A 25,227-nucleotide genomic window follows, 5' to 3' on the forward strand; every position below is an offset into this window, starting at 1 on the left:
GGTCCCGGAGCCGCCGCCGTAAGATGGGGGCTGTGACTGACTCCTTCACCATCCGCCCCGCCCGTACCAGCGATGTGGCCGCCATCAAGAGACTGGTGGCGCCGCTCGCCGAGGAGCGGATCCTCATGGCCAAGGAGACGGTGGCGTACTACGAAAGTCTCCAGGAGTTCCGGATTGCAGAGTCGGACGACGGCGAGGTGATCGGCTGCGGCGCCCTTCACGTCATGTGGGAGGACCTGGCGGAGGTCCGCACGCTTGCGGCCTCCAACGCCTGGCGCGGCAGGGGGGTGGGCCATGCCCTGGTGGAAAGCCTTCTGGCGGAAGCCGCGGCCCTCGGCGTCTCGCGCGTGTTCTGCCTGACGTTCGAAGTGGACTTCTTCAAGCGGCACGGCTTCGAGGTGATGGCCGATCAGTCGGCACTGGATCCGCAGGTGTACTCGGAACTGCTGCGGTCCCATGACGAGGGCGTGGCGGAGTTCCTCGACCTCGCCCGGGTGAAGCCGAACACCCTCGGCAACACGCGGATGATCAAGACCCTTTAGCGGTTCAGTTCCCGACCACCCAGATGGCTTCGGCGGCCGAGGACCCGAGGTCGATGTCCACTTCACGGCCGTCCAGATGAATGGTGGTGATGTCGGCGTAGGGCCGGTGTGCCCGGACCGTGAGCTGGGTGTCCGGTGCTAGCCCGAGTTCGGCAAAATAGCGCAGCATGTCCGGATCGGCGTCGGAAATCCTGGTGATCGTGACCGGCCGGTCCGGGTCGGCCGCGGCAAGGCGGACTCCTTCAGGAGGGTTTGGGAGACCTTCGGGGGAAGGTATGGGGTCTCCGTGGGGATCACGTGTCGGGTGTTCGAGCAATTCATCGATGCGCCGGATCATGGTGGCAGACACGGCGTGTTCGAGGACTTCGGCTTCCTCGTGGACTTCGTCCCAGCCGTATCCGAGGATCTGGACCAGGAACGTCTCCAGAAGGCGGTGCCGGCGCACCATTTCGACCGCGTGCGTCCTGCCCGCATCGGTCAGTTCGATGCTGCCGTACGGGGCATGGGTGACCAGCCCCTGTTTGGCGAGCCGCCTGATCCCGTCCGACACGGTAGAGGGCTTCACCCCCATCCGCTCAGCCATCGCACCGACGGTAATGGGGGATTCCGACCACTCCGTGGCCGACCAGATCATCTTCAGGTAGTCCTGGGCAGGGGCGGTCAGGTCGGAGACTGTCATGCTTCGATGTTACCAACAAAACATGAATGTTAGACTGGCCTAACGGGAGTGTTCGATCATTGGAGATCTGATGCACGGGTTGCCGAAACCAGTCGTTGACGTGCTGCCGAGCCGGCGCAGCATGCTCTCCGGGGCGGCAGCATTCGCCGCAGTTCCTGCACTTGTCGGCTGGACGCCGCAAGAGGCAAAGGACGCCCACGGGCACGGCTCGCATCCCGGGGCGGGGGGTCAGGCATCGATCAGCCATGCCGGGCACGCGGGCTTCGCCGGCGGTTCCGTCCCGCCGGAGCGGGCGGGCATTGACCCAACCGCCATCCTGCACGACTTCGACCGCGGCAGGACCAGCAAGTTGCCTGACGGCCGGACGCTGCGGGAGTGGGACATCGTCGCGGTGGACAGGGAGTTCGAGATCGCCCCGGGAGTGACGTTCCCGGGCTGGAGCTACAACGGCAGGATCCCCGGACCGACCCTCTGGGCCAGGGAGGGAGATGTGCTGCGGATCCACTTCACCAACGCCGGAGCGCATCCGCACACGATCCACTTCCACGGCATCCACCGGGCAACCATGGACGGAACCCCGGGAATCGGCGCCGGATCCATCGCCCCGGGGCAGAGCTTCAGCTACGAATTCGATGCCACCCCGTTCGGCACCCACCTCTACCACTGCCACCAGTCACCGCTGGCCCCGCACATCGCCAAGGGCCTCTACGGCGGCTTCATCATCGAACCCAAAAAGGGCCGGTCCAAGGCGGACAACGAAATGGTCATGGTGATGAACGGCTACAACACCGACGGCGGGGACGACAACGAGTTCTACTCCGTCAACGGCCTGCCCTTCCATTTCATGGACTACCCCGTCCAGGTCAGGCAGAACGAGCTCGTGCGGATCCACCTGATCAACGTCCTGGAATATGACCCGGTCAACTCCTTCCACATCCACGGGAACTTCTTCCACTACTACCCGACTGGCACGATGCTGACGCCCAGCGAATACACGGACACCATCTCCCAGGTGCAGGGCCAGCGAGGCATTCTGGAGTTGCGCTTCCCGTACCCGGGCAAGTACATGTTCCACGCCCACAAGACAGAATTCGCCGAACTGGGCTGGATGGGCTTCTTCGAAGTGAGCTCATCATGACCCGCACAGACATCCCGACGACGGCGGGACAGGCAGAGGGCGCGGCGCCGCGGCGCCAGAAGCCGCGCTGGCTGCTCGGTCTCGGGCCGCTGGTGCTGATCGCCGTCCTGCTGGGCCTGTTTTCGCTCCTGAGCGGGCCCGGACTGTCGCGCCTCGGCGAGGGAGTGCCGCCCAAGGAAGACGTGGCGGTCGAAGACATCCGGCTGACCCCGGGCCAGATCGTCCTCACCGTCCGCAACCAGGGGCCCGATCCGGTCGCCATTGCCCAGGTGAACGTCTCGGACTACTACGCAGCCTTCACCCAGACCGATGACGTGCTCGAACCGATGGAGGCCAGCACCATCACCGTCAGCTACCAGTGGGTCGACGGGGATCCCTATGACATTGCCCTGGTCACCTCGGCCGGGGGAAAAATCAATGCCACCATCGACGCCGCGGCCCCCAGCCCGGAGCGCAGCAGCTCCTTCTTCGGACTCATGGCCCTGCTCGGCATCTATGTGGGTGTTATCCCGGTGGCCATGGGAATGCTCTGGATGCCGTTCGTGCGGCACTCCTCCGCCGGCTGGATCCGGGCCATGCTCGGCTTCACCGTCGGCCTGCTGGCCTTCCTGACCTTCGACGCCACACTTGAGGCGTTCGAACTCGTCACGGGCAACAGCTCCTTCGGTGGCCCGCTCGTCGTCATCCTGGGGGCCCTCATCTCGTACCTGGTGCTGGAAGCTACCGACGCATGGATGCGCCGCCGCCAGGACGCCTCCATCGTCCGCCCAAAGGCTTCCCTGTCTCCGGGTCGGCTGGCGCTGCTGATCGCGATCGGCATCGGCCTGCACAACCTCGGAGAGGGGCTGGCCATCGGATCGGCCTACGCCGTCGGATCGCTCGCACTCGGCGCGTCACTAATCGTGGGCTTCGCCATCCACAACACCACCGAAGGCCTGGCCATCGTCACGCCCCTGGCCCGCGAACGGCCCGGCATGGGCCGTCTGGCAGTCCTGGGCCTCATCGCCGGGGCGCCGGCTGTGCTCGGAACCCTGATCGGCGCCACCGTCTACCAGCCCACCCTCGCCGCGTTCCTCCTCGGCCTGGGCGCCGGAGCCGTCGGCCAGGTCGCCGTCAAACTCTTGCCCATGCTCAAGGACGGCGCGGGCCGCACCCTCACACCGCTTACGGCCACAGGCGTCATCCTCGGCATCGCCATGATGTTCGCCACCGGACTGCTCGTCCTGGCCTAGCCAGGAGTCCATCTTCGCCGAGGCAACGCACGCCTTCCATTTTGTACAGTTGCTGGATAAACTATCCGAGGAACGGAAGGGACAGTCATTGGGGGCTGTCCCTTCCGCTGTTCCCGGCGGTATCCAGGCGGTATCCCGGCGGTATCCCCACGGTATCCCGGAGGTTCACCGGCCGCCTGCAGCCGGAACTACCGCCGGGCGGGTGCCGGTAGTAGGGTCAAAGCACATCCTGACGGATGTCCAAGACGAATCACCGAGAGCCCCCAGGAGCCCGGCCGTGAAAAAGCTCATCAATGACCCGCGTGCTGTGGTGGACGAATCAGTGGAGGGGTTTGGGCTTGCCCACGCCGACCTCGTGACAGTCCATCCGGAACCAAAGTATGTGACGCGCCGGGATGCTCCCGTGGCAGGCAAAGTAGGCCTGGTCTCCGGCGGGGGCAGCGGTCATGAACCGCTCCACGCAGGCTTTGTCGGCCTGGGAATGCTCGACGCCGCCGTGCCCGGCGCCGTGTTCACCTCGCCGACGCCCGATCAGATCATCCCCGCCACGCTCGCGGTCAACTCGGGCGCGGGTGTGGTCCATATCGTCAAGAACTACACCGGTGACGTGCTGAACTTCGAGACTGCAGCCGAGATGGCCCAGGCGGAAGGCGTGGAGATCCGCACGGTGCTCGTTAATGACGACGTCGCCGTCGAGGACTCCCTCTATACGGCCGGCCGCAGGGGAGTGGGCGGCACGGTGCTGGTCGAGAAGATTGCCGGCGCCGCTGCCGAGCGTGGCGATGACCTTGACGCTGTTGCGGCCATCGGGAACCGGGTGAACCAGAACGTCCGGACCATGGGCGTCGCCCTCTCGGCGTGCACGGTGCCGCACGCCGGATCGCCCAGTTTCGACCTCGAGGACAATGAAATGGAAATCGGCATCGGGATCCATGGCGAGCCCGGCCGGCACCGGATTGCCATGGAAGCCGCGGATGCCATCACCGACCGCCTGCTGGAACCTATTCTGGGGGACCTCGGCATCGCCACCGGGGACAAGGTGCTCCTGTTCGTCAACGGCATGGGCGGCACGCCGCTGAGCGAGCTCTACATCGTGTACCGCCGGGCAGCCCAGGTCCTGGGCGAAAGGGGCGCCACGGTGGAGCGTTCGCTCGTGGGCGACTACATCACCTCGCTCGAAATGCAGGGCTGCTCCATCTCGGTGCTGCGGCTTGACGACGAACTGACTGCCCTGTGGGACGCACCCGTGCACACTGCTGCCCTGCGCTGGGGGGTATGACGTGGGGCTCGACGTCACATGGGCCGTCAAATGGCTGACGCTGTCCGCACAGGCAATGGCCGAGCACCGCGTGTGGCTCATTGAACTTGACCGGGCCATCGGCGACTCCGACCACGGGGAGAACATGGACCGCGGCTTCCAGGCTGTACTGGACAAGCTGGCCGAAACCCCGCCCGACACCCCCGGTGCCGCGCTCAAGCTGACAGCCATGGCCCTGATGTCCAAGGTGGGCGGCGCCGCCGGCCCCCTCTACGGCACCGCGTTCCTGCGGGCGGCGACGGCTCTCGGCGATGCCGCCTACATCGATGCCCCGACCCTGGCAGCGGCACTGGGCGCCGCGCGCGACGGCATCGTCGCCCGGGGGAAGGCCGAGTCCGGTGACAAGACCATGGTGGATGCGTGGACTCCGGCCGTCGATGCGGCCCTGGCGGCGGCGGCTGGCGGGGATACACTGTCCGTGCTGATCGCGGCGGCAGAGGCTGCCGAGGCGGGCGCTGTGGCTACCGATCCGCTTGTGGCCCGCAAGGGACGCGCAAGCTACCTCGGCGAGCGGAGCGCCGGGCACCGTGATCCCGGCGCTGCGTCCAGCGCACTCATTCTCCGGGCAGCGGCCGGGGCCGCGGCGTGACGGTGCGGATCGTTGTGGTGTCCCACAGCGACAAGATCGCACAGGGAGCCGTGGAACTTGCTGCCCAGATGGCGCCGGACGTACTGATGGTGCCGGCCGGCGGCACCTCGGACGGACGCATCGGCACCAGCCTGGAAAAGGTGATGGCCGCGCTCGAAGAGGCATCCGGAGACGACGGCGTGGTGGTGCTTACCGATCTGGGGTCGGCTGTGATGACGGCGGAATCGGCCCTGGAGTTCGCTGACGGTCCCGCCACCGTCCTACTGGCGGACGCGCCGGTGGTGGAGGGCCTGGTGGCGGCGGCCGTAGCGGCCCAGGGCGGCGCCACCGTGCACGATGTGCGGCGCGCGGCCGAGGCTGCCCACGGCGGCCCGAAGGATGAACACGCAGGCACGGCTGCTGCCGAGGGCCAGCTGGTACCGGACGCAACCGGTGACTTCGAGCTCATCAACCTCGCGGGCATGCACGCCAGGCCGGCGGCCAAGATCGCCGGAGGCCTGTCCGGAATGGATGTGGTGGTGACCGTGAACGGGGTGGACGGAGCCTCGATGACAGGGCTCATGACCCTTGGTGCAGGCAAGGGCTCGGTGTTGCACGTCGAGGCATCCGGCCCGGACGCGGAGCGTGCCGTCGAGTACGTGGGGGGACTTGTCCGGACGGGGTTCGGGGAGCCCTGACGGCACGATGCAGCAGGGCGGAAGCTAGCCGGCAGGGCGGTCCTGGCGGAGGCTGGCTTCATCCAGCACTACGGAAGCGGAGACAAACCGCCCGCACGGCTCGCCGAACGGGTAGTCGCCCCGTGGACTGAAGCGCAGCGTGCGCACGGGCAGGGGGCTTCCGTCGATGGAGGTTCCCGACGTCGTGACGACCATCGGCGACTCTGTCAGGACATCCAGCATGAGCATCCCCCGCTTGGTCCCGTCCGGCGATGCCGTGGCCGAGCACACGCGGTCGGGTCCGCCGCCGCCGGACTCCGGAACGGCGGTCTCTGGAACTGCAGGCTTCGGGACGGCCGGCTCGGGTACGCCCTGCCCTGTGGACCCGGGAACGCCCTGCCCAGGATCGACTTGCCCTGGAGCGCCGGGCTTCGGAAGGCCCGGCTCCGGAACGTAGGGCTCACAGCCCTGGTCCACGGAAATGCTGCCCGGCACCAGTTCCAGGTAACCCTCCCGGCAAACGCCGTCCTGGCATGCCTTGAGGTGGAGGGCCTTCACTGCCGGCGCGTAGCTGGCCGCCACCGTCACCGACACCCCTGACGCCTGGGCAATCGCCGGGCAGGCCACCTCGAACACGTGGCATCCGGAGACAAGCACAGTCGTCGCAATTGTGGCCAAAAGTACCTTTGTCCTGCCCATGACTTCAGGGTAGATCCGGCCCAATGGTGTGCGGAGGTGTAGGAGGAAAGTGGTGCAGACATCGTTACCCCTGGCACCGCAACGACTGCCAATTTGAGATCAAAACCCGGCTCAGCGGAACGCGGGTTCGGTCCACTATCCCGGCAGCCGGTACCCGCCCTGGTGCAGCTCTGCAAGGCCGTCTTCCAGAAGTCCGGCCAGCGCCCGTTCGAGCTGTTCCGGCGCCGAGTTCAGCCTATGCAGGGCGGCGAGCGGTACCCCCGTCCCGGATGGCTCGAAGCCGAGGTCGGCGGGAGCCTGCTGCAACATTTCGGCGGGTACGGGGGAATCCGCCAGCCGCAAAACGGCCATCACGGCTCCGCGTACCTGCCGGTCCGTGCCGTGCCAGGCCTGCCCCTTTGGCACATACGACGGCGGTGGCTCGCCGGCCGCCCGCCACGAGCACCTTTCACGCACAGGGCATGCGGAACATTTCGGCGCGCGCGCCGTGCAGACCAGGGCGCCCAGCTCCATGACCGCAGCGTTCCACCGGACCGACGTTCCCGCGTCGTCCGGCAACAGCTGCGCAGCAAGGCGCATCTCGGCCGCCGTCAGCGCCGGCGACGGCAGCGCCGCTCCTGAAAAGAGGCGCGCGTGGACGCGCCTGATGTTGGTGTCCACCACCGTCTCGCGCCGGCCAAAGGCGAAGGCGGCGACGGCGGCGGCCGTGTAGCTACCCACGCCGGGAAGAGCGAGCAGCTCGGTGTAGTCGGCCGGTACCTTTCCGCTGTGGTCCTGCCCGATGGCAACCGCTGCGGCGTGGAGCCGGAGGGCGCGCCGGGGATAACCCAGGCGGCCCCAGGCGCGTACGGCTTGCCCGGCTGGTTCGCTGGCAAGATCGGCGGGTTCAGGCCAGCGCCGGAGCCATTCCTCCCAGACGGGAAGAACACGCACCACGGGGGTCTGCTGGAGCATGATTTCGCTGACGAGGACGCCCCACGGCGAGCAGTCAGGCAGGCGCCACGGCAGGTCACGGGCTTCGTCCGCGAACCAGTCCAGCAGGGACTGGTGGATTGCGGTCAGCTCCGGGCTGGCGCACGCGGGCGCGGCTAGGTCATCGGTTGTGGTTTTGATGCCAATACTCTAGTTGAAATCCCGGCGGGCCGGGCCGGCCGGCTGCGGTCAGCTGGCCTCTTGATGCAGGTCCGGCCCGGTTTCCACCCTTGGGCGGAGGCGTTTCACATGTCCGTGGACGGTTTCGCCGCCGCGGCCGTTCGGAGCCGGCACGGCGAGGGTAACCACGAAGCTGGCCCCGTCCGGATCCACGGACCGGATGGTCAGGCTCCGCGTTCCTTCGGGGATCGACGGCGAGAAGAACTGCAGTTGCCGGGACCCTACCGTGGCAACTTCGTCCAGCTTGTACTCGGTACCGAAATGGTCCTGGACGACGATGTCCGGGGTTTGCGGTTCGGTTCCGTTGGTTGACGCCAAATGCAGGTTCACCACGACGCCGGTATTCCAGATTTCCACTGCCAGCACCGTGAACTCCGCTCCCTGGCTCTGGTGCTTTCCAAACGTCAGGGGCAGTACGACGCGTTCAAGGTGACCGCCAGACACATGATCTACCATCAGTGGTCCTCTCCTACTCGACCCCGATAAGTGGTAACCGGGATTCAATTTTAGTAAGCCTTGCTGACAGTTGTCACGGGAAATCAGACAACGAATTGGACATGGTTAACCCCTGGCCACGGCGTGGTGGTGCAGGGGAATCCCCGCCATTCCCTAGCCTATAAAGACAGGCAGGCAGGGAGCCCGGCACCAGCCGGGCCCGGCCTCCGGCGCATCGAAAGGCCGCGCCAGCAACGCAAACACAATGGGGACGACGGAGCAGTGAAGACACAGCAGGGCAAGCCGCCGCAGGGCAAAACGCCGTCAGGCAAAACGCCGTCAGGCAAAACGCCGCAGGGCAAACCGCAGCCAGGGAAGAAGGCGGTGGCCCGCCCGCAGGGCGCCGTCCGCAAGCCGAGCGCCGCCGTCTACCGCCGCCGTCGGCAGTTTGCCGGCGGAGCGCTGCTGCTCGTGGTGGGCCTGACGGCCGGCGGCATTGCCACGGTGTCCGGCGCGCTGAACCCCTCCAGCGAGCAAACGTCCTCTACCGGCGCAGACGGCTCGCCGGGCCCGAGTGGCCAGCCCTCACCGTCGGCCACTCCTTCCGCCACGCCGTCGGCCTCACCCACATGCGACCAGAAACTCGTGACTGTCACGGCGGGCACGAACAAGGCCGCCTACGGTCCCGATGAGAAGCCGGTGCTCACGCTCAAGGTGGCCAATGGCGGGAAGCTCCCGTGCAAGGTGAACATCGGAACGTCGCAGATGGAGTTCCTGGTCACCAGTGGCTCTGACCGCGTCTTCTCGTCGAAGGACTGCCAGGCTGAGAGCGACGACCTCGTCAGGACGATCGAACCCGGCAAGAGCGAAACGGCGAACTTTCCCTGGCCCCGCAACCGCTCGCTGCAGGGCTGTGGGGAGATCCCGGACGGCGTAGGTGCCGGCTACTACGTGTTCATCGCCAAGCTTGGCCCCAAGGTGAGCCCGCCGGCGGTCTTCCAGCTGGGTTAGAGGAAGCGGTCTAGCAGGCTGGCTTCGGCCATGCGGCTGAGGCCTTCGCGGACCGTGCGGGCGCGCTGGTCGCCGATGCCGTCCACGGTCATGAGGTCGTCGATGGTGGCGGCCATCAGGTGCTGCAGCCCGCCGAAGTGGTCCACGAGGCGGTCCGCCACAGCCTTGGGCACAGCCTTGAGCCCGGACAGCAGACGGTAGCCGCGCGGCTGTACGACAGCGTCCAGGGTTTCCACCCCGCCAGCGAAGCCGATGATGCCCGCGATCTTGCTGAGGTCGATGAGTTCGGTCGGGCCCAGGCTGAGGAGGGCATTGACGGCGCCGTCAATGTCCTCGGGAGAGGCGTTGGGCCCTGCATAGTCGCGGATGATGATGTCGCTGCCGGGGCCCCGGCCCACCGTGAGCTCGTCCAGCTGGAGGGACAGGAGCCTGCCGTCCTCGCCCAGCTCCAGCACGTACTGGGAGATTTCCTCGGAAATGCGGCGCACCATCTCCTGCCGCTGCAGGGTGACGGCCACGTCCCTGACGGTGACCATGGCCTCGATTTCCAGTGCAGACAGTGAGCTGGTGACCTGGTCGAGCCGGGAGCGGTAGCGTTCAAGCGTTGCAAGGGCCTGGTTGGCCCGGGCCAGGACCTTCTCGGAGCCCTCGAGCACGTGCCGCAGCCCGTTCACGTAGAGCGCGATGATCTGCATGGACTGGCTCACCGAGATCACCGGGACGCCGGTCTGGATGGCCACGCGCTCGGCGGTACGGTGGCGGGTGCCGGATTCCTGGGTTTCGATGCTCGGGTCCGGCACCAGCTGGACGGCCGCGCGGAGGATGTTGCCGGCGTCCCTGTCGCAGATGATGGCACCGTCCATTTTGGCCAGCTCCCGCAGTCTCGTGGGGGAAAAGTCGATGCCGATGTCGAAGCCGCCCGAACAGATCGAGTCGATGGTCCGGTCCGAACCCAGGACGATCAGTGCGCCGGTGCGGCCGCGGAGAATGCGTTCCAGCCCGTCCCGCAGCGGGGTTCCCGGGGCCACCCTCCCCAAAGTCGCTTTCAGCGATTCTTCAGGGCTGCGAGCCATAGACATTCCCTTCAAAGGTGCAGGCGTGGCCTGCAGGTTTGCCGGTTTTCACGAGTCCGCCGGCAGGATCAAAAGTACTCGGTTTCCCGCATGCACCATCCTAGACGTACATTACCCCAAGAACCGCAGGGGCAAGCCTCAAAGTGGCCCGTTTGGGGCCCGCGGGGAGGGCTTCCGGAGTGCGTCCGACGGCGGCCGGCAAGTCGCCATTTTGTCCCGCTTTCCGTCAGGCTTCCGCCCCTGCGATAAACTTGAAGCCTTGGCTTGCGTGCCCTGCTGCCGCCCGCCTTCCAGACTCCAGAACCCTGTTTCCAGGAATCCGGTCCAAAGTTTTCCATTTCCACACCCAGGGTCCTCCGCGGATCCCAGCGAAAGTAGCACCGTGTCCCAAGAAGTCCTCAGCCCCGCCCGGGTCCACGAGATTCACAAGCAGGCGTCCCGGCGCCGGACCTTCGCTGTCATCTCCCACCCGGACGCCGGCAAGTCCACGCTGACCGAAGCCCTGGCGCTGCATGCCAAGGTGATCGGGACCGCCGGCGCGTCCAGCGGCAAATCCAACCGCAAGGAAACGGTCTCGGACTGGATGCAGATGGAGAAGGACCGCGGCATCTCCATCAGCTCCGCCGCGCTCCAGTTCTCCTACCGGGACACTGTGATCAACCTGCTGGACACCCCCGGCCACGCCGACTTCTCCGAAGACACCTACCGCGTGCTGGCAGCCGTCGACTGCGCCGTGATGCTGGTGGATGCCGCCAAGGGCCTGGAAACCCAGACCATGAAGCTGTTCGAGGTGTGCAAGCAGCGGAACCTGCCCATCATCACGGTCATCAACAAGTGGGACCGTCCCGGCCTGGACGCGCTGGCGCTGATGGACGAAATCACCGAACGCACCGGCCTGCAGCCCATGCCGCTGACCTGGGCCGTCGGTATCTCCGGGGACTTCCGCGGGGTGTGGGACCTGCGCAACGACCGGTTCGCGCGTTTCCAGCGGAACAACGCCGGCGCCAACATCGCGCTGACCGAGTACTTCACCCCGGAGGAAGCGGCCGAGAGCCAGGGCGATGACTGGTCCAACGCTGTCGACGAAGCCGGACTCGTCATTGAATCCAACCTTGAATTCAACGTGGAGAGTTTCCACGCCGGCAAGGCCACGCCCATCCTGTTCAGCTCCGCCGCGCTGAACTTCGGCGTCAAGGAGATCCTGGACGCCCTCGTGGACTTCGCCCCGCCCGCTGCGCCGCGTCCGGACGTGGACGGCCAGCCGCGTCCGGTGGAATCGCCCTTCGCAGGGTTCGTTTTCAAGGTCCAGGCGGGCATGAACAAGGCCCACCGGGACCACGTGGCCTTCATCCGCGTCTGCTCGGGGGTTTTCGAGCGCGGCATGGTGGTCACGCAGACGCGCACCGGCAAGTCCTTCGCCACCAAGTACGCCCAGCAGGTGTTCGGACGCGAACGCGAGGTCATCGACGAGGCCTTCCCGGGCGACGTAGTGGGCCTGGTCAACGCCTCCTCGCTGCGCGTGGGGGACAGCCTCTTCCTTGAGGAGCCTGTGGAGTTCCCTGCCATTCCGCTGTTTGCGCCGGAGCACTTCCAGGTGGCAAGGTCCAAGGACCCCAGCCGCTTCAAGCAGTTCCGCCGCGGCATCGAGCAGCTCGAGCACGAGGGCGTTATCCAGGTGCTCCGCTCCGACGTCCGCGGGGACCAGGCGCCGGTGCTTGCCGCCGTCGGCCCCATGCAGTTCGAGGTGGTGGAGGATCGCATGGCGCACGACTTCAGCGCGCCGATGCGCCTCGAGCGCCTGCCGTATTCCATGGCCAGGATTTCGACGGCGGACGCCATGCCGGCGCTGGCCAACGTGATCGGCGCCGAGGTGCTGTTGCGGTCCGACGGCGAGTACCTCGCTCTTTTCAACGACGTGTGGGCGCTGCGCCGCATTGAGAAGAACCACCCTGACCTCACGCTCGTGCCGATCGGGACGCACAACCCCGCCAAGTAGCGGCCCGCAATCCGCATGCCGTTCTGATCCGAATACCCACGGGACTTCAGCTCCAGTTCCAGGAAGCAAGGTGTGTCATGTCTGCAGTTCCCCGGGCGGTTTATCCCAAAGCGGTCGTTACCGGAACGGGCACGCTGAACCCGCTCGGTTCCACCGCTGCCGCAACGTGGAATGCCATGCTGGCCGGGACGTCGGGCATCTCCGTGCTCGACGAGGACTGGGCGCAGCAGCTTCCGGTGCGGATCGCGGGCCGGGTCACGGCTGACCTGGCTGCGCTGCTGACCACCCGCGAGTTCAAGCGGATGGACCGCTGCGGGCAACTCGCGCTCGTTGCCGCCCGCGAGGCCTGGGTGCAGGCCGGAACCCCCGACGTCGACCCCGACCGGCTCGCCGTCGTCATCGGCTCCGGCTACGGGGGACTGGACACCACGCTTGCCCAGACCCGGGAACTGGACAACAGCGGCCCGCGCAAGGTTTCCCCGCACACGCTGACCCGCATCATGGTCAACGGCCCGTCGGCCTGGGTTTCCATCGACCTGGGCGCCCGCGGCGGGGCACGCACCCCCGTCAGCGCCTGCGCGTCCGGCGCGGAAGCCATTGCCCAAGGTGCCGAAATGATCCGGTCCGGAGCGGCCGACGTCGTCATCGCCGGCGGCGTTGATGCGTGCGTGAACGACCTCATCATCAGCGGATTCGCGCAGATCCGCGCACTATCGACGCGCAACGACGATCCGCAGGGGGCCTCCCGTCCCTTCGACCGGGAACGCGACGGCTTCGTCATCGCGGAGGGTGCCGCAATCCTGGTGCTCGAAAGCGAGGAACACGCGCGGGCCCGCGGGGCGGAGGTCCTCGGCGCGATAGCGGGGGGCGCCGTGACCTCGGACGCCAGCGACATCGTGGCCGCGGACCCGGACATGCAGCGCCGCGTCATGGAGAAGGCGCTCGCCTCGGCCGGCCTGAGCGGCGCGGACATCGGCTTCGTTCATGCCCACGCGACCTCCACTCCGGTGGGCGACCGACTGGAAGCGCAGGCCATCAAGGCCGTGATCGGCAACACCGTGCCGGTGACGTCCACCAAGTCACTCACCGGCCACCTGCTCGGCGGGGCCGGGGCGCTCGGCGCCATCGCCACGCTGCGGGCCCTCAGGACCGGTGACCTGCCCGGAACCCGCAACATCGGCGGCCTCGACCCGGAAGTGGACCTCAACGTTCTCACCAGGACCGTGCACGGCAGCACGGCGGCGGCGGGGATGGTCAACGCCTTCGGTTTCGGCGGGCACAGCGTGGCGCTGGTAATTACTAGCTGATCAGCAGGCTCAGCGCCTCGGCAAGGTGACCGACCTCCCGCACCGAGAATCCCGGCGGAATGGGGCCCGGGCCGTTGTGGCTGGACGGAACCACGGCGTGCGTGAAGCCCAGCCGGTGCGCCTCCTGGATGCGCTGGTTAATGCCCGGAACAGGCCGCACTTCGCCGGCCAGCCCCACTTCACCAAAGGCGATCAGCCGCTGCGGCAGCGGCTTCTTGGCCTTGGCGGACGCGACGGCAAGGGCAACCGCCAAGTCCGTCGCAGGCTCGCTCAGCTTCACACCTCCCACGGTGGCCACGTAGGAGTCGTCCTTGTGCAGCAGGCAGCCGGCGCGCTGCTGCAGCACTGCCAGCAGCATGGCCACGCGGGAGCTGTCCAAGCCGCTGGTTGCCCGCCGTGGCTGCGAATTGGGGCTTTCGGCCAGCAGGGACTGCACCTCGGCGAGCAGCGGCCGCCGGCCCTCCATGGTGACGGTGATGCAGGTGCCGGACACAGGGTCCTTGGTGCGGGTGACGAAGAGCCCGCTCGGGTCGGCCAGGCCCACGATGCCGTCCTCGTTGAGGTCGAAGCAGCCCACGTCGTCAGTGGGCCCGTACCGGTTCTTCACCGCCCGGAGCAGCCTGAGCCGGGAATGGCGCTCGCCTTCGAACTGGCACACCACATCCACGAGGTGCTCGAGCAGCCGCGGGCCGGCAATGGAGCCGTCCTTGGTCACGTGTCCCACCAGCAGCGTGGTCATGTTGCGGCGCTTGGCGGCGGCGATGATGGAGGCTGCCACTTCGCGCACCTGGGACACGCCGCCGGAGCTCCCCTCCACGTCCGCGCTGCTCAGCGTCTGGACCGAGTCCACCACGAGAAGCTTCGGCTCCACCTTCTCCACCTGGCCCAGGGCCTGGCCGAGGTCCGTCTCGGCGGACAGGTAGAGGGTGTCTGCGATGGCGTCGATGCGCTCGGCGCGCAGCTTGACCTGGGCGGCGGATTCCTCCCCGGTGACGTACAGGACGCTCTGGCCCGTGCGGGCGAATTTCGCGGCAACGTCCAGCAGCAGGGTGGACTTTCCGACGCCGGGTTCCCCTGCCAGCAGGATGACGGCGCCGGGCACCACCCCGCCGCCCAGGACGCGGTCCAGCTCGTCCACACCCGTGGGAAGGAAAGCCGCCGTGGTGGCGTCCACCTCGGCGATGGGGCGGGCGGGCTCCAGAACTGAAGTGGCCGCCGTCGTACGTGCTACAGCGGTGCCGGTTTCCTCAACGGTGCCCCATGCCTGGCACTCGCCGCAGCGCCCCACCCATTTGACCGTGGTCCAGCCGCATTCCGCACACTTATAGCCCGGCGCCTTGGCGGCCCGGGACGTCTTTGTAGCCATTGCTCCACACTATCCGCCGGGTATGACATTCGCGTTCCCCGGTTTCGACGTGCTCAACCGGTGGGAGGCTACAGCGGCGGAAGGATGTCGCGGGCTTCGCGGGAATCGATGCCGGTGGCTTCCAGCAGGTCCACCATCAGCGGCCGGAACAGCATCACCACGGTTTCTCCCTCCAACCGCTCCACCTTCAGCAGCCGCGGATGCAGCCGGGCGGCGATCACGCTCAGGTCCGCCCGGGCCGTGCGCAGGTGGGTGCGGCGGACGCCGTCGTGGACTTCTGCCAGCCCGAGCGAGAGCTCATCGATGGCGGCCGCCGTCTCCTGCAGGACCTCGGCGATGTTGTCGATGGCTTCATCGGAGAGCGCCGCATGGTTGATGGCACTGGTCAGCCGGCGCGCGAAGACCCGGCTGTTGCGCAGTGCGAGGTCGATGAAGTCCAGCGACTGCTCCAGCCTGTCCAGCTCGTCGCGGTGCCTGCGGTAGGCCGGCGCCAGCGTGGCCACCTCGCCGGATGCCCGCAGCGACTGCCGCATCGCGTCCACGAGTGGCTGGCAGTTCCGGCCGCGGACAAGCGCATGCCATGCCTGCGTGGAATCGCTCTCCACCAGCGCCGAGGCGCATTCGCGGAGCACTTCGGCCAGTTCGTGGAGCAGATTCCGGACGTCCTTGCGCGGTTCCCGCCGCGGGTCCTTGGGCATCAGGATGGTGACCAGCAGGGCGAAAATCCCGCCGACCACCGCATCGATGCTGCGGGTGAACGGACCGCCGGGCGGTGCCGGCAGCAGCACCACGAGGAGTGACTGCAGCCCCAGCTGTGTGGTGAAGATGGTGCCGCTGTCCAGGAACCGGGCCAGCAGGATGGAAAACAGAAGCACGACGGCGGCCTGCCAGATTCCGGCGCCCAGCCAGTGGAGCAGCAGGTCACCAACGGCAATGCCGATGGTGCAGCCGAGCCCCACTTCGATCACGCGCCGCAGCCGCGGATCACGCGAGAACCCCAGTGCAATCAGGGATGAGGTCGCGGCGAACAGGGGACCGGAGTGCCCCAGGACGTACTCCGCGAACGCGTAGGCGCCCACCGCACAGACCGTCATCTGGATGGCCGGGATCAATGAATTGCGGCTCCGCACTATGCCTGTGCGGATCCTTCCGCGCAGGAACCGTCTGCTTGCGGAGAGTCCTGTCTGGGCCATGGCTTCAGTCTATTGCCCGGTGCAGCCGAGGATTTTCCAAGGGGCCGCGGCGGCGCGGGCACTCCCGCCGACAGGGACGTCGAAGGTACGCAGTCAGGGCGCAGACCGGGTCGGAGCTGGCGGACCGGCTGCCTTGCCACCGGACCACCGTGGTCAACAGACTCGCAGTTAGGCCAGAGCCATGGCTAGTTCTTCTGCGGCTTGGCGCAGTTGGCCGATCGTCAGTCGCCTTTCAGGCCCAGACGGCGACGTACTTCCGGGCTGTCTTCATTGACGCGCCATTCGGACAGCTGGTCGCCCTGGATGACAGCTGTCCAAAGTGCAGGCCCCTCCAGTTCGGGATGACCGGGACACAGGGATTGCCCGGCGATAGCGACCACATGACCCTTCGTCGTAACGACTTCGAAGACGTTCCGGTATTCCGGGAAAGCGTCGAAGAAACCGCGCCAGGCATCCAGGCATGCTTTCCGTCCGGTGACAGCCGTGCCGGCAGTATCGACGAACGTGTGGTCTTCTGACATGAGATGGGCGAGCCCCTCCACGTCTCGAGCACTGATGCATTCGTTGAACCGAATAGCCAGCGCTGCACCGTGAGTCATGGCCCGTGCCGTCGCCTATTTCCGGGCGGCCCAGGGGTCGGCGATGCCGATGTATTGGGTGGTGGTGTATTCGGCGATGCCTTCGGAGCCGCCTTCGCGGCCGAGGCCGGACTGTTTGACGCCTCCGAAGGGTGCTGCTGCGTTGGAGATGACGCCGGCGTTGAAGCCCACCATGCCGAATTCGATCTGCTCTGCCACGCGCAGGAGCCGGTTGAAGTCCCGGCTGTAGAGGTAGGAGGCCAGGCCGTACTCGCTGGCGTTGGCCAGTCGGATGGCCTCGTCCTCGGTGGTGAAGGTGGTCACCGGGGCGACGGGTCCGAAGATTTCCTGGCGGAGGATCTCAGCGCCGTTCGGGACGTTGGCGAGCACGGTGGGGTGGTAGAAGTAGCCGGCGCCTTCTACCGGTGAACCGCCGGTGACGGCGGTAGCCCCGGCGTCGACGGCGGCGCTCACCAGCGCGTGCACGTCGTCGCGGGCGCCGGCGTCGATCAGGGGGCCCACCTGGGTGCCGGGGTCCGTGCCGCGTCCGGTGGACAGGGCGCCCATCGCGGCGGCGAACTTTTCGGTGAACTCGGCCGCGACGGACTCCTGCACCAGGAAGCGGTTCGCGGCGGTGCAGGCCTCGCCCATGTTCCGCATCTTGGCGGCCATCGCGCCTTCGACGGCGGCATCCAGATCGGCGTCCTCGAAGACGATGAAGGGTGCGTTCCCGCCCAGTTCCATGGAGGTCCGCAGCACGTTCTGTGCGGCGTCGGCCATGAGGCGCTTGCCCACCGGGGTGGAGCCGGTGAAGGAGACCTTGCGCAGCCGCGGGTCCGCCAGCAGCGGCCCGGAGATCCCGGAGGCGCTGGAGGACGAGACGACGTTGAGCACGCCCGCGGGCAATCCGGCGTCGAGCATGGTCTGCGCGAACAGCTGGGCCGTCAGCGGGGTGAGTCTGGCGGGCTTGAGCACCATGGTGTAGCCGGCGGCGATGGCGGGGGCGACTTTGCGCGTGGCCATGGCGAGGGGGAAGTTCCAGGGGGTGATGAGCAGGCAGGGTCCGACGGGTTTGTGCTGGACCAGGATCTTGTTCTTGCCCTCGGGGGTGGTGAGGTAGCGGCCGTAGTCGCGGACGGTTTCCTCGGAGAACCAGCGCAGGAACTCGGCGCCGTAGGTGACTTCGCCGCGGGCTTCGGCCAGGGGCTTGCCCATCTCCAGGGTCATCAGCAGCGCGAAGTCCTCGGCCCGTTCGGTGACCAGGTCGAAAGCCCGGCGCAGGATTTCTGCCCGTTCCCGGGGTGCGGTGCGCGCCCAGGAGGCCTGGACGCTGTCGGCGGCGTCCAGTGCGGCGAGGGCGTCCTCGCTGGTGGCCGAGGCGAGCGTGGCGAGCACCTCCCCGGTGGCGGGGTCGTGGACGTCGAACGTGCCGCCGTCGGACGCGTCCCGCCACTGCCCGCCAATGAGCAGGCCGGTGGGGACGGACGCGAGCAGCGCGGCCTCGCGCTCAGCGGTGACGGCAGGGGAGATTACGGGGGACGTGGTCATGCGGGGGGCTCCTCAGGAAAGTATGTGGCGGGGGGCAGTCCGGGGTTTCGACAGGCTCAACCACCGGGCAGTCCGGTGATCGAGCCTGTCGAGATCCTGGTTTCGACAGGCTCAACCACCGGGCAGTGCTCGGTTTCGACAGGCTCAACCACCGGGGCGGGTCAGTAGCTGTCGGGGGTTTCGCCGGGCTCAACCACCGGGTCATTGGCGATGTATGTGGACGCGAGGGCTTCCGAGGCCCGGGCGAGGATCGCCACGTCGGCGCCCACGAGCACAAACGAGGCGCCGCGGGCAACGTACGCCCGTGCGGTGCCCTCATGGAAGGCGTTGACGCCGGCGGGTTTGCCGGCCGCCTTGGCCGCGGTGAGGCAGTGTTCGACGGCGGCGCGTACCTCGGAGTGCTCCTGCTGTCCCAGCAGGCCCATGGAGGCGGCAAGGTCGGAGGGCCCCAGGAAGATGGCGTCCACGCCGTCGACCTTGAGGATGTCCTCCACCGCGTCCACGGCCGCCGTCGATTCAACCTGCACGGTGACGCTGATCGTTTCAGAAGCCCGGGCGAGGTAGTCCGGGACCCGGTTCCAGCGGGCGGCCCGGGCCAAGGCCGAGCCCACCCCACGCACACCGTGGGGCGGGTAGCGGGTGGCGGCCACTGCAGCCTCGGCCTCGGCCACCGAGTTGACCATGGGGATTAGCAGGTTCTGCACGCCCAGGTCCAGGAACTGCTTGATCACCACCGTGTCGTTAACGGGCGGACGGACCAGGGTGTGGACGGGGTAGCCGTTGACGGCCTGCAGCTGGGCGAGGATGGATTCGAGCCCGTTGGGGCTGTGTTCGGCGTCGATCAGCAGCCAGTCCAGGCCCGCCCCCGCACAAATTTCAGCCACGAGCGGGCTCCCGGAGCATACCCACATCCCGGCCAGCGGCCGGCCTGCTTTACCTTTTTGATTGCGGAGGGCATCGCGGAAGGTGGCGTCAGGTTCTAGACGAAGCGGCATGTCACGGCTCCCAGCGGTCCGTAGTCGGCGTGCACGGTGTCGCCCTTGTACACCCAGAGGGGCCGGGTGAAGGAGCCGGCCAGGATGATGTCGCCGGCTTTCATGCTGTCCCCGTGCGCGGCGATCTTGTTGGCCAGCCAGTGCACGCCGTTGGCGGGGTGGTCCAGGACGCCTGCGGCGACTCCGGTTTCCTCCACGGTCTGGTTCTTGTAGAGGATGGCGGAGACCCAGCGGAGGTCAACGGCGTCCGGCTTCACCGGGCGGCCGCCCACCACCATGGCGCCCATGGCCGCGTTGTCGGAGATGGTGTCCACGATGGTCCGGCCCTCCATCTCGATCCTCGAATCCAGGATCTCGAGCGCCGGAACCACATAGTCGGTGGCGTTCAGGACGTCGAAGATGGTGCAGCCGGGGCCCTTGAGGCTGTCCTTGAGGACGAACGCGAGCTCCACCTCCACCCGCGGGTGGGTGTACTGGTCCCATTCCACCGAGCAGCCGGTTTCGAGGACCATGTCATCGAAGATGGCGCCGTAGTCCGGTTCCGTGATGCCGGTGGCTGCCTGCATGGCCTTCGACGTGAGGCCGATCTTGCGCCCCACCAGGGTCCGGCCGGCGTCCTCGTTGCGGCGCCGCCACAACTGCTGCACCGCATAGGAGTCCTCCACCGTCATGTCCGGGTAGCGGGCAGTCAGACGGGGGACGGGAGTGCGGCTGCGGCCGGCCTCCACCAGCTCATCGGCAATGGCCTCAATCGTCTTCGCGTCCAGCATGGTTTAGACCTGTGCCCCGAGCTTGAAGCCGGTCTCTTTGGCGGAGCCGTCCTCTTCCTTGCGGGTGTAGGAGAATCCATCGGCGCCCACCGTCACGGCCATCTCGGATGCGTCGGTGCGCTCGATGACGGGCTGCGGGTTGCCGTCGAGGTCGAGGACGAGTGAGGCCTCCGTGTACCAGGACGGGACCACCGGGTTGCCCCACCAGTCGCGGCGCTGGTTGTCGTGCACGTCCCAGGTGACGGTGGGGTTGTCCGGGTCGCCCGTGTAGTAGTCCTGGGTGTAGATCTCCACGCGGTGGCCGTCCGGGTCCAGGATGTAGAGGTAGAAGGCGTTGGACACGCCGTGCCGGCCGGGGCCGCGCTCGATCCGGTCCGAGATGCGCAGGGCACCCATCTTGTCGCAGATCTGGATGATGTTGTGCTTCTCGTGCGTGGAGAACGCGATGTGGTGCAGGCGCGGGCCGTTGCCGCCGGTCAGGGCGGTGTCGTGCACGGTCTGCTTGCGGTGCATCCACGCGGCGTACGTGACGCCGTCGGAGTCCTTGATGTCCTCGGAGACGCGGAAGCCGAGGTCCTCGAGGTACTTGCGGCCGCGGGGGACGTCCGGGGTGACCTGGTTGAAGTGGTCCAGCCGGACCAGTTCACCGGCCGAGTAAAGGTCGTAACGCTGGGTGAGGCGCTCCACGTGCTCCACGTCGTAGAAGAACTCGTAGGGGAAGCCCAGCGGGTCCTCGACGCGGACGGAGTCGCCGACGCCCTTGGTGAAGCCTTCCTTGCGGCGCTCAGTCCGGCAGCCCAGTTCCTTGTAGTAGGCCTCGGCAGCATCCACTTCGGCGGGTGACTTCACGCGGTAGGCGAAGGCCGCGGCTGCGGCCACGGGTCCCTTGCGGAGCACCAGGTTGTGGTGGATGAACTCCTCGAAGGAGCGGAGGTAGATCGCGTTCTCGTCTTCCTCGGTGACGTGCAGGCCCAGCAGGTCCACGTAGAACGCGCGGGACTTGGCCAGGTCAGTGACCACCAGTTCGAGGTAGGCGCAGCGGACGATGTCCGGGGCCGGGACGGAGGGGGTGGGTACAAAGTTAGTCATGATGTTCTCTCTTCGTTGAAAGGGGTTCGGGCTGGCGCTGGCCTGGAAGCCTAGGCGCCGAATTTGGGGGTGTGGACGGAGCCGAGCGTGATGTGCACGGCCTGCTGGTCGGTGTAGAAATCGATGGAGCGGTAGCCGCCTTCGTGGCCCAGGCCTGAGGCCTTGACGCCGCCGAACGGGGTGCGGAGGTCGCGGACGTTGTGGCTGTTCAGCCACACCATGCCGGCCTCGACGTTCTGCGAGAAGTTGTGGGCCCGGGTCAGGTTCTGGGTCCAGATGTAGGCCGCCAGGCCATACTTGGTGTTGTTCGCCAAGGCGAGGGCTTCGTCGTCGGTCTCGAACGGGGTGATCGCGACGACCGGGCCGAAGATCTCCTCCTGGAAGATCCGGGCGTCGGGCGCGACGTCGGCGAAGACGGTGGGGGCGATGTAGTTGCCCTCCGGGAGGTGCTCCGGCCGGCCGCCGCCGGCCAGCAGCCGGCCCTCGGACTTGCCGATCTCCACGTAGGAGGCCACCTTTTCGTAGTGCTCCGGGTGGACCAGGGCGCCGACCTGAGTCTTGGGGTCGTGCGGATCACCGACCACGATGTTCTTCGCGCGGGCCGCGTACTTCTCACAGAATTCGTCGTAGATGGCGCGTTCGACGAGGATCCGGGAGCCGGCTGTGCAGCGCTCGCCGTTGAGCGAGAAGACGCCGAACAGGGCGGAGTCGATCGCGGCGTCGAGGTCGGCGTCCGCGAACACGACGCACGGCGACTTGCCGCCGAGCTCCATGGACAGGCCCTTGAGGTTGGCGGCGGCGTTGCGGAAGATCGTCTGGCCGGTGGTGGTCTCGCCGGTGAAGGAAATCAGCGGGACGTCCGGATGCTTGACCAGGGCGTCGCCTGCCTCCTCACCCAGGCCGTTGACCAGGTTGAACACGCCGTCGGGCAGGCCGGCGTCCTTGAAGATCTGCGCCCACAGCGAGGCGGAGAGCGGGGTGAATTCGGCGGGCTTGAGGACTACGGTGTTGCCGGTGGCCAGGGCCGGAGCGAGCTTCCAGGACTCCAGCATGAACGGGGTATTCCATGGGGTGATGAGCCCGGCGACGCCGATCGGCTTGCGGTTCACGTAGTTGATCTGGGAGCCAGGGACTTTCATGGCGTCGTCGAACTGCGCCACGATCAGGTCCGCGAAGAAGCGGAAGTTCTCCGCCGCGCGCAGGGCCTGGCCCTTCGCCTGGGTGATCGGCAGGCCGGTGTCGAAGGTTTCCAGTTCGGCGAGGCGCTCTTCCTGGGCTTCGACGGCGTCCGCGATTTTGTTCAGGATGCGGGCGCGTTCGCGCGGCTTCATCTTCGGCCACGGGCCGTTAGTGAACGCTTCGCGGGCGGCGGCGACGGCGAGGTCGATGTCCTCTTTCTGCCCGGCGGCCGCGGTGGCGTAGTTGGTGTTGGAGACCGGGTCCAGGACGTCGAACGTCTTGCCGCCCACGGAGTCGACGAATTCGCCGTTGATGTAGTGCTGGATGTGGGAGGGCAGGTTCTCGGGGATGTAGTGCGTCTTGGTTGCTTCGGCAGTGAACGTCATCGTTTTCTTCCTTAGTGCTGTGGGGTCTGGTGGTCGGTTGCGGCGGCCAGGTAGGCGTCGAGGGTGGCGCTGCGGTGGAGCCGTGCTGCCTTTTCGATGGTGTCGGCGTCGGCTCCGGTTTCAATGAGCCTGAGGAGGGCTTCGTGTTCGTCCACGGATTGGTGCGCCCGGCCGGGGACGAAGCGGAACGTGGAAGAGCGCAGGGACGCCAGCCGGTTCCAGCCCCGGTGGACCAGGTCCAGGATGTGCGGGTTGGGGCAGTGCTCGAACAGGACGCTGTGGAAGTCCTGGTTCAGCCGGGTGAAGCGGACAGGATCGAAGTGCTGCAGGCACTCGCGCATGTCCTCGTTCACCGCACGGGCGCGGGCGATGTCCGCTTCGCCGATCAGCGGTGCGGACAGCGCGGTGGCTGCGCCCTCGACGATGCTCAGGGTCTGCATCGTGTACAGGTACTCTGTGGGGTCGATGCCGGACACCGTGGCGCCGACGTTCCGCTCGAACTTCACCAGGCCCTCTGCCTCGAGCCTGCGGATTGCTTCGCGGACCGGGACCACGCTGACGCCCAGGTCCTCGGCGATCTTGGCCAGCACCAGCCGGTAGCCGGGGGAGTACGTCCCGTCGACGATCCGGCCCTTTACGGCTGTGTAGGCCTGCTCGGATTTGCTGCCGGTGCCGGTACCCGCGGCTGTGGCGGTCTCAGTCATTGGCCTTGCCTGCTTCCCATTCCTCATACCTGGCCCGCCATTCAGCGTTCAGCGGATAGAGCCCGTCCACGCTGTGGCCTTGCTGCACCATTTCGGCGATGAAGACTTCCTCGCGTTCCTGGGCGATCGAATCCTCGGCAAGTTCCTCGGCCAGTGCCGGCGGGATCACCAGGATGCCGTCCGAGTCCGCCACGATGATGTCCCCCGGCTGGACGGTGGTGCCGCCGCAGGCGATGGTGATGTCCGTGTCCCACGGGATGTGCCGGCGCCCCAACACCGCGGGGTGTGGGTTGGAGTAGTAGGTGGGCATGTCCATGGCGGCCACGGCCGCGAAGTCGCGGACCCCGCCGTCGGTGATGATGGCTGCGGCGCCGCGGACCTGGGCACGCAGGGCCAGGATGTCGCCGATGGTGCCGGTGCCCTTTTCGCCGCGGGCCTCCATCACCAGGATCTCGCCCTCGTTGACGGAATCGATGGCCCTCTTCTGGGCGTTGAAACCGCCGCCGTGGGCCTTGAAGAGGTCCTCGCGGTTAGGCACGTAGCGCAGCGTCCGGGCCAGGCCCACGACCCGCTTCTCCGGCCGGGTGGAGCTGAGGCCGTCGATGCTGACGTTGTTCAGTCCGCGCTTGCGCAGCTGGGAGGACAGGGTGGCGGTGCAGACACTTTCCAGCTTCGCCTTCAGCTCGCGGGTCAGGACGGGCCCGACGGCGGCGGCCTCCACGGCGGCGAGCCCCGCCGCTTCGCGCGACCCGTACGCCTCTTCCCGCTGTGTGTCATCAGTCCTTGGCCGGGCACCAAAGTCCGCGAACGGCGTCGTACCTTCCGTCACCCTGGTGGCGAGGCGTCCGGTGCTGAAGTCACCGGCGGTGACCTCAACCTCGACGACGTCGCCGGGCTTGGCGACGGAGGCGCCGGCCGGTGTGCCGGTCAGGATGATGTCGCCTTCTTCGAGGGTGAGCAGCTGGGACAGGTCGGCGACGAGCCGGGCGAACGGGAACAGCAGGTCTTCGGTGGTGTCGTCCTGGACCACTTCGCCGTTGTGCCAGGTGCGGATGCGAAGCGTTGCGGGGTCCACCGTGTCGGCCGGGATCAGTCCGGGGCCGACGGGGGTGAAGCCGTCGCCGCCCTTGGACCGGAGATTGGAGCCCTTGTCCGCGTAACGGAGGTCGTAAACGCCGAGGTCGTTGCTGGCCGTAACCCATTCGACGTGGCTCCAGGCGTCCTCGAGGCCGACGCGCCGGGCAGGCTTGCCGATGATCAGGGCGATCTCGCCTTCGTAGCCGAGCAGTTCGCAGCCGGCCGGGCGCTCCACGGTTGACGGGGCCTCTGCCGAACCGAGCGCCAAGGATGACGACGGCTTCAGGAAGTAGGAGGGCTGCTCCGGCGTCCGGCCGCGCTGGGCCGCCCGGCTGGGGTAGTTGATGTGCACCGCGATGACCTTGCGGGCCGCGGCCAGGAGGTGGTCGGTGACCTGTTCCAAGAGTTACTCCTCATCGAGTACGAAATCGTATACGAAATACTATGGACCCGGATCGCGGATCCGTCAACACCTTGATTAGGCCCAAGGCGCGGGCGCGGAACCGGCACTTGTC

General features: G+C 67.2%; 24 protein-coding genes. 9 read left to right on the plus strand and 15 right to left on the minus strand.

Going from position 1 to position 25,227, the window contains the following annotated elements; genetic code table 11:
- Positions 1 to 23: 23 nt before the first annotated feature.
- Positions 24 to 542 carry an amino-acid N-acetyltransferase gene (locus AC3A3W_RS18630; protein ID WP_487444482.1) on the plus strand — a complete coding sequence of 173 codons (519 nt, stop codon included), beginning with the start codon at positions 24 to 26 and terminating at the stop codon, positions 540 to 542.
- 4 nt (positions 543 to 546) lie between these two features.
- Here AC3A3W_RS18630 and AC3A3W_RS18635 read toward each other — a convergent pair whose 3' ends face one another.
- The gene (locus AC3A3W_RS18635; RefSeq protein ID WP_487444483.1) at positions 547 to 1,221 is read right to left on the minus strand and encodes a metal-dependent transcriptional regulator; all 675 of its coding nucleotides are present in this window, start codon (positions 1,219 to 1,221) and stop codon (positions 547 to 549) included.
- A 70-nt stretch (positions 1,222 to 1,291) separates the two neighbouring features.
- Between AC3A3W_RS18635 and AC3A3W_RS18640 the strand changes: the two genes are divergently transcribed.
- The 5 genes from AC3A3W_RS18640 to dhaM all read left to right on the plus strand — a co-directional run bounded on the left by AC3A3W_RS18640 (position 1,292) and on the right by dhaM (position 6,175).
- Positions 1,292 to 2,359 (plus strand): multicopper oxidase domain-containing protein, encoded by a 1,068-nt coding sequence (locus tag AC3A3W_RS18640; protein ID WP_487444485.1) that lies wholly within the window; start codon positions 1,292 to 1,294, stop codon positions 2,357 to 2,359.
- Entirely contained in the window at positions 2,356 to 3,591 is a 1,236-nt protein-coding gene (locus tag AC3A3W_RS18645) for a ZIP family metal transporter (RefSeq protein WP_487444487.1), read from the plus strand. The genes AC3A3W_RS18640 and AC3A3W_RS18645 overlap by 4 nt, the downstream gene beginning before the upstream one ends.
- Before the next feature lie 277 nt (positions 3,592 to 3,868).
- Complete coding sequence (gene dhaK, locus AC3A3W_RS18650; RefSeq protein ID WP_487444489.1) at positions 3,869 to 4,870, plus strand: dihydroxyacetone kinase subunit DhaK; 1,002 nt, start codon at positions 3,869 to 3,871, stop codon at positions 4,868 to 4,870.
- A 1-nt stretch (position 4,871) separates the two neighbouring features.
- Complete coding sequence (gene dhaL / locus AC3A3W_RS18655) at positions 4,872 to 5,498, plus strand: dihydroxyacetone kinase subunit DhaL (RefSeq protein WP_487444491.1); 627 nt, start codon at positions 4,872 to 4,874, stop codon at positions 5,496 to 5,498.
- Positions 5,495 to 6,175, plus strand: a complete 681-nt coding sequence (gene dhaM, locus AC3A3W_RS18660) for a dihydroxyacetone kinase phosphoryl donor subunit DhaM (protein WP_487444492.1) — start codon at positions 5,495 to 5,497, stop codon at positions 6,173 to 6,175. The genes dhaL and dhaM overlap by 4 nt, the downstream gene beginning before the upstream one ends.
- 24 nt (positions 6,176 to 6,199) lie before the next feature.
- Here the strand turns inward: dhaM and AC3A3W_RS18665 are convergent, their stop codons facing one another.
- The 3 genes from AC3A3W_RS18665 to AC3A3W_RS18675 form a co-directional block, all read right to left on the minus strand.
- On the minus strand, positions 6,200 to 6,853 hold the full coding sequence (locus AC3A3W_RS18665; protein ID WP_487444494.1) for a hypothetical protein: 654 nt from the start codon (positions 6,851 to 6,853) through the stop codon (positions 6,200 to 6,202).
- A 135-nt stretch (positions 6,854 to 6,988) separates the two neighbouring features.
- Positions 6,989 to 7,807 (minus strand): HhH-GPD family protein, encoded by an 819-nt coding sequence (locus tag AC3A3W_RS18670; RefSeq protein ID WP_487444495.1) that lies wholly within the window; start codon positions 7,805 to 7,807, stop codon positions 6,989 to 6,991.
- A 207-nt stretch (positions 7,808 to 8,014) separates the two neighbouring features.
- On the minus strand, positions 8,015 to 8,461 hold the full coding sequence (locus AC3A3W_RS18675) for a hypothetical protein (protein ID WP_487444497.1): 447 nt from the start codon (positions 8,459 to 8,461) through the stop codon (positions 8,015 to 8,017).
- Positions 8,462 to 8,722: 261 nt separating this feature from the next.
- Here AC3A3W_RS18675 and AC3A3W_RS18680 point away from each other — a divergent pair, with 261 nt between their 5' ends.
- Entirely contained in the window at positions 8,723 to 9,451 is a 729-nt protein-coding gene (locus tag AC3A3W_RS18680; protein WP_487444498.1) for a hypothetical protein, read from the plus strand.
- Here the strand turns inward: AC3A3W_RS18680 and disA are convergent.
- On the minus strand, positions 9,448 to 10,524 hold the full coding sequence (gene disA / locus AC3A3W_RS18685) for a DNA integrity scanning diadenylate cyclase DisA (RefSeq protein ID WP_205655154.1): 1,077 nt from the start codon (positions 10,522 to 10,524) through the stop codon (positions 9,448 to 9,450). The genes AC3A3W_RS18680 and disA overlap by 4 nt on opposite strands.
- Before the next feature lie 382 nt (positions 10,525 to 10,906).
- On the opposite strand from disA, the gene AC3A3W_RS18690 reads away from it, so the two are divergent.
- Positions 10,907 to 12,520 carry a peptide chain release factor 3 gene (locus AC3A3W_RS18690; protein ID WP_487444499.1) on the plus strand — a complete coding sequence of 538 codons (1,614 nt, stop codon included), beginning with the start codon at positions 10,907 to 10,909 and terminating at the stop codon, positions 12,518 to 12,520.
- Between the two features lie 77 nt (positions 12,521 to 12,597).
- Positions 12,598 to 13,827 (plus strand): beta-ketoacyl-[acyl-carrier-protein] synthase family protein, encoded by a 1,230-nt coding sequence (locus AC3A3W_RS18695; protein WP_487444500.1) that lies wholly within the window; start codon positions 12,598 to 12,600, stop codon positions 13,825 to 13,827.
- Here the strand turns inward: AC3A3W_RS18695 and radA are convergent.
- From radA to AC3A3W_RS18745, 10 genes are all read right to left on the minus strand, one after another.
- Positions 13,820 to 15,193, minus strand: a complete 1,374-nt coding sequence (radA, locus tag AC3A3W_RS18700) for a DNA repair protein RadA (protein ID WP_205655169.1) — start codon at positions 15,191 to 15,193, stop codon at positions 13,820 to 13,822. The two genes, AC3A3W_RS18695 and radA, sit on opposite strands and share 8 nt — an antisense overlap.
- A gap of 68 nt (positions 15,194 to 15,261) precedes the next feature.
- A complete protein-coding gene (locus AC3A3W_RS18705) occupies positions 15,262 to 16,386 on the minus strand; it encodes an FUSC family protein (RefSeq protein WP_487444503.1) in 1,125 nt (374 codons plus the stop codon).
- A gap of 221 nt (positions 16,387 to 16,607) precedes the next feature.
- Positions 16,608 to 16,985, minus strand: a complete 378-nt coding sequence (locus AC3A3W_RS18710; protein WP_487444505.1) for a nuclear transport factor 2 family protein — start codon at positions 16,983 to 16,985, stop codon at positions 16,608 to 16,610.
- Positions 16,986 to 17,000: 15 nt separating this feature from the next.
- Positions 17,001 to 18,512, minus strand: coding sequence for an NAD-dependent succinate-semialdehyde dehydrogenase (locus AC3A3W_RS18715; RefSeq protein ID WP_487444507.1), 1,512 nt, complete (start codon positions 18,510 to 18,512; stop codon positions 17,001 to 17,003).
- A gap of 161 nt (positions 18,513 to 18,673) precedes the next feature.
- A complete protein-coding gene (locus tag AC3A3W_RS18720) occupies positions 18,674 to 19,507 on the minus strand; it encodes an HpcH/HpaI aldolase family protein (RefSeq protein ID WP_487444509.1) in 834 nt (277 codons plus the stop codon).
- Positions 19,492 to 20,277 carry a 2-oxo-hept-4-ene-1,7-dioate hydratase gene (hpaH, locus tag AC3A3W_RS18725; RefSeq protein ID WP_487444510.1) on the minus strand — a complete coding sequence of 262 codons (786 nt, stop codon included), beginning with the start codon at positions 20,275 to 20,277 and terminating at the stop codon, positions 19,492 to 19,494. Before hpaH ends, AC3A3W_RS18720 begins: the two co-directional genes overlap by 16 nt.
- Before the next feature lie 3 nt (positions 20,278 to 20,280).
- Positions 20,281 to 21,366, minus strand: a complete 1,086-nt coding sequence (hpaD, locus tag AC3A3W_RS18730) for a 3,4-dihydroxyphenylacetate 2,3-dioxygenase (RefSeq protein WP_487444511.1) — start codon at positions 21,364 to 21,366, stop codon at positions 20,281 to 20,283.
- A 50-nt stretch (positions 21,367 to 21,416) separates the two neighbouring features.
- Complete coding sequence (hpaE, locus tag AC3A3W_RS18735; protein ID WP_487444512.1) at positions 21,417 to 22,931, minus strand: 5-carboxymethyl-2-hydroxymuconate semialdehyde dehydrogenase; 1,515 nt, start codon at positions 22,929 to 22,931, stop codon at positions 21,417 to 21,419.
- A gap of 11 nt (positions 22,932 to 22,942) precedes the next feature.
- Positions 22,943 to 23,635 (minus strand): GntR family transcriptional regulator, encoded by a 693-nt coding sequence (locus AC3A3W_RS18740; RefSeq protein ID WP_487444513.1) that lies wholly within the window; start codon positions 23,633 to 23,635, stop codon positions 22,943 to 22,945.
- The gene (locus AC3A3W_RS18745; protein WP_487444515.1) at positions 23,628 to 25,115 is read right to left on the minus strand and encodes a fumarylacetoacetate hydrolase family protein; all 1,488 of its coding nucleotides are present in this window, start codon (positions 25,113 to 25,115) and stop codon (positions 23,628 to 23,630) included. Before AC3A3W_RS18745 ends, AC3A3W_RS18740 begins: the two co-directional genes overlap by 8 nt.
- Positions 25,116 to 25,227 lie beyond the last annotated feature (112 nt).

The organism is Arthrobacter sp. Soil_N43, from assembly GCF_057655195.1.

What these genes read in the sequence shown, in the direction of transcription:
- AC3A3W_RS18630 (WP_487444482.1), top strand. Translation starts at nt 24, where the DNA reads ATGGGGGCTGTGACTGACTCCTTCACCATCCGCCCCGCCCGTACCAGC.
- AC3A3W_RS18635 (WP_487444483.1), bottom strand. Translation starts at nt 1,221, where the DNA reads ATGACAGTCTCCGACCTGACCGCCCCTGCCCAGGACTACCTGAAGATG.
- AC3A3W_RS18640 (WP_487444485.1), top strand. Translation starts at nt 1,292, where the DNA reads ATGCACGGGTTGCCGAAACCAGTCGTTGACGTGCTGCCGAGCCGGCGC.
- AC3A3W_RS18645 (WP_487444487.1), top strand. Translation starts at nt 2,356, where the DNA reads ATGACCCGCACAGACATCCCGACGACGGCGGGACAGGCAGAGGGCGCG.
- AC3A3W_RS18665 (WP_487444494.1), bottom strand. Translation starts at nt 6,853, where the DNA reads ATGGGCAGGACAAAGGTACTTTTGGCCACAATTGCGACGACTGTGCTT.
- AC3A3W_RS18670 (WP_487444495.1), bottom strand. Translation starts at nt 7,807, where the DNA reads ATGCTCCAGCAGACCCCCGTGGTGCGTGTTCTTCCCGTCTGGGAGGAA.
- AC3A3W_RS18675 (WP_487444497.1), bottom strand. Translation starts at nt 8,461, where the DNA reads ATGGTAGATCATGTGTCTGGCGGTCACCTTGAACGCGTCGTACTGCCC.
- disA (WP_205655154.1), bottom strand. Translation starts at nt 10,524, where the DNA reads ATGGCTCGCAGCCCTGAAGAATCGCTGAAAGCGACTTTGGGGAGGGTG.
- AC3A3W_RS18695 (WP_487444500.1), top strand. Translation starts at nt 12,598, where the DNA reads ATGTCTGCAGTTCCCCGGGCGGTTTATCCCAAAGCGGTCGTTACCGGA.
- radA (WP_205655169.1), bottom strand. Translation starts at nt 15,193, where the DNA reads ATGGCTACAAAGACGTCCCGGGCCGCCAAGGCGCCGGGCTATAAGTGT.
- AC3A3W_RS18705 (WP_487444503.1), bottom strand. Translation starts at nt 16,386, where the DNA reads ATGGCCCAGACAGGACTCTCCGCAAGCAGACGGTTCCTGCGCGGAAGG.
- AC3A3W_RS18710 (WP_487444505.1), bottom strand. Translation starts at nt 16,985, where the DNA reads ATGACTCACGGTGCAGCGCTGGCTATTCGGTTCAACGAATGCATCAGT.
- AC3A3W_RS18715 (WP_487444507.1), bottom strand. Translation starts at nt 18,512, where the DNA reads ATGACCACGTCCCCCGTAATCTCCCCTGCCGTCACCGCTGAGCGCGAG.
- AC3A3W_RS18720 (WP_487444509.1), bottom strand. Translation starts at nt 19,507, where the DNA reads ATGCCGCTTCGTCTAGAACCTGACGCCACCTTCCGCGATGCCCTCCGC.
- hpaH (WP_487444510.1), bottom strand. Translation starts at nt 20,277, where the DNA reads ATGCTGGACGCGAAGACGATTGAGGCCATTGCCGATGAGCTGGTGGAG.
- hpaD (WP_487444511.1), bottom strand. Translation starts at nt 21,366, where the DNA reads ATGACTAACTTTGTACCCACCCCCTCCGTCCCGGCCCCGGACATCGTC.
- hpaE (WP_487444512.1), bottom strand. Translation starts at nt 22,931, where the DNA reads ATGACGTTCACTGCCGAAGCAACCAAGACGCACTACATCCCCGAGAAC.
- AC3A3W_RS18740 (WP_487444513.1), bottom strand. Translation starts at nt 23,635, where the DNA reads ATGACTGAGACCGCCACAGCCGCGGGTACCGGCACCGGCAGCAAATCC.